A 2,927-nucleotide genomic window follows, 5' to 3' on the forward strand; every position below is an offset into this window, starting at 1 on the left:
CCAGTAGGCTTGATTTCCATTAGTTCGCATCCTTGTTTTTTAGCTTCTCTTAGGGCACGAGCAATGGCTGGCTGGGTTATGGTGGGAGGGCGATGTGCCATATCTGTTCTCCTAATTTTAGATACAATTTATCTGTGGCGTGAAGCACGCATTTCCTGAAAAGTTGTTATGAAAGAGGGCGAGGGTGCTCAGAGGAGGGAGAGCACCCCCATAGCGTTAAGCGGCTTTTATTGAGATTTGTTCCATATCTTGTTCTATCTCTGCTAAAAACGCTTTGACGGTTTCATTGATTTGTTCGATTTGCTCTTCATCACGGTGTATGCGACATATTTTGAGACGTAAGTGGGCTGAGTGGCCAGTAAAGCGTGGATCGTAGCTCACAAAGTCACACCATTTTCGTCCTGTACAAGCCATTTGAAATTGCATTTGGGCAAGATATTCAGGCTTGATCTCATTATTGATAAAGAAGCGGATGTGGGTTGTTGATCTTGGGCATTTGACTTCGATTAATCCATACTCTCCAATGAGACCATCAGGGCTTGCCCCGGCCATTTCAATTGTTGGATGAGGCACAAAACCGCATCTTGTTACAGCGGCATCATAAATGAAGCTATATTCTTCGATTGCATCTTCTTCATGCTCAACACCCCATTGCATGTCGTCGCTTTCATAATAGGGGATTACCTCTCCTGTTAAGCGTTCTGTGATGAGTTTGATTTTGTAGTCGCCATATTTGCTTGTGGGCAGTCCTTTTGCTGTTTTATTGATAACGCTATAAATGTTTGAGGCGGTGATTTTCCCTAATCGTGCTTGAAACCATTGTGCTGTTCTTTGTTCCATTTCACACCGCCTCTGCTTGTTGTTGTTGCGTTGGCGCATATTCGATATCTTGGATATGAATATATTCGGCATCTTGTTCTTGTGATGGTAAGAGGTGTTGTGCTTCAGTTATTTTTAAGTGTTGTTTTTTCTTTAAACCTGCCAAGACAGTTTGTGCTTTTTCACAAGACAGATCGCTCAATCTTTCAACCTTTGCGAAAGCCAGCAGATTTGCTTCCTGAGTTTGTGTTTGATGCATTAATTCTTGGATTTGCAAAAGCATTTCACTCGAAATAAGTTGACTTTGTGTATTGTTGTTTGTGCCATTAATACGTGTAGCTTCGTCTTCTTCATAAATGCCAGAAAACCCAAAGGCATAGCGAGCACATTGTATGGTGGCTTTATGACGCAACATGCGTGCAGGGTATTTTTGCCAGGTGTCTGTTTTTTGTTTGCACTCTGATAAGTATTCGGTGACCTCTATAGGGTCTTGAATGTCTTTTAAGCGGATTGCACATTTAATTGCAATCAGATTGCCGCTATTGTCGAGTTGGTCTTGGAAGGTCATGCCATCAAAATTTGGATTTGCTTTAATGATTTTAATCCATCCATCAATAGAGACAACAGGTATAATGCCTCCCCCTCTTTTGGGAAGTGCATAAATTTCTTTTGTCAGGGGATTGAGACCATAACTATTGGCGACAGAGATAAAGGCAGCAAACTCTTCGTCAGAAAAATTATAATTGATACAAGTTTTGATAATAGTTTTTCGAAATTCGTCATGGGAAAAACCATATTTGTTTGCCATAAGGGCTAAGGGTGAATTTGTCATTTAATATCCTTATTTGTACGCAACTCATCCGTGGCGTGAGTCACGCTTTTGTTTAAAATGATTGTTTTGGGTTGTTGCAAGTTTATCTTTTAAGACTGTAAATTCATTGATTAATGCAGATTTTGTTTTTGCAGTTCTTGAGAAAGGACGCCGATGCCTTTTGTTGTGATCTTCGTTGAAGGCAGGATTTTCTCTGTTCCATCGGGTCTTTGAATGGTAATAGTTGGACAATCCATCAAACCTCTCTTGATCTTGTCTTGATAAGGCAACAATGGAGAACCCGGAGCACGGCGATAAACCCAATCATGCCCACGTAAGTAATCCGTTAAATCCTTTGGTCGTATCTCTAAGACTTTGGCTGCTTCTGTAAGACCAAACAAACCATCAGAACGCGTTAAGCTTTCTAGAGCTTGTGCTTTTGGTTTGAGCTCAGCAATGGTAGTATTTTTCTCTTCAATTTGACTTTGTAGATGTGTCAAAAAGCCAATCATCGCTTCAGGACTAGAATAGTCAATCTGTGGGGCAGCAACTTGCTTCTCCAATTCTTGCCAGCGATCAACTATCTTGGCTCGTAATGTAGTGCTGTAACCCGATACTAATATAAGACATTCACGTTTAGGCAAGTGATAGCAGTTTTGAAGCTTGTTTTGCTTATCTAAATAGGTGCCCTCAAATTTGAGGAGACCTCCTTCAAAGTACAGCTCTTCAAGCATTTTCTTGATGTCACGCATAACATTGTCATGCCGTTTGCCACACAATTCTGCTATCTCAAGGCTAGACATAGTTTGAATTGTCGCACTGTCAACAATGCTTCCTGTAATTTTCATAAGAGTGTTCATGATGAACTCCAGTATTCATCGCGCCGAATAGCGAAAAGCTTTTCATTACGAATTTCATATTTATTGGATTAAAAGGGAGTATTTTCTAAAACGTCTTTGGTAGTTCTAGATCACGTCACAAAGGCGTAGGCGATGCTGTTGTTCATAGGTGCCGTATAGTATATCTTCATATTCTTGTTTTGCTATTTCGTCATAAAAGGCATCAAAGGCATCGCTCTCTTCTACAAAAGGATGTCCAGTGCTGTTGAATTGAAGAATATCGTTTTCCTTGATGTATGCTTCTGCAATTTCTTCGCTGATATCTTCACAGTGCTTCGTTGAATTATCGATACAAAGGATTTTTGTTGCGCCTTCTGTGCCTTCAAGAACCTTCAAAATATCAAATTCGTCATAGAATGGTCCCGATTTAGCAACGTGATCTCCATCATTGTAGACGA

Annotated in this window: 4 protein-coding genes; all 4 read right to left on the reverse strand. The window is 40.5% G+C overall.

The features are described 5' to 3' along the window. Positions 1-216: 216 nt before the first annotated feature. Complete coding sequence (locus tag WCP75_RS04875; protein WP_336277118.1) at positions 217-840, reverse strand: lambda exonuclease family protein; 624 nt, start codon at positions 838-840, stop codon at positions 217-219. A 1-nt stretch (position 841) separates the two neighbouring features. Next, positions 842-1,651 (reverse strand): phage recombination protein Bet, encoded by an 810-nt coding sequence (gene bet, locus WCP75_RS04880; protein ID WP_336277119.1) that lies wholly within the window; start codon positions 1,649-1,651, stop codon positions 842-844. 110 nt (positions 1,652-1,761) lie between these two features. After that, the gene (locus WCP75_RS04885; protein WP_336277120.1) at positions 1,762-2,490 is read right to left on the reverse strand and encodes a phage antirepressor KilAC domain-containing protein; all 729 of its coding nucleotides are present in this window, start codon (positions 2,488-2,490) and stop codon (positions 1,762-1,764) included. Positions 2,491-2,595: 105 nt separating this feature from the next. Then, a partial coding sequence (locus WCP75_RS04890; RefSeq protein WP_336277121.1) for a hypothetical protein occupies positions 2,596-2,927 on the reverse strand: 332 nt, incomplete at its 5' end.

Source organism: Bartonella numerosa, assembly GCF_037070845.1.
GTDB lineage: Bacteria > Pseudomonadota > Alphaproteobacteria > Rhizobiales > Rhizobiaceae > Bartonella.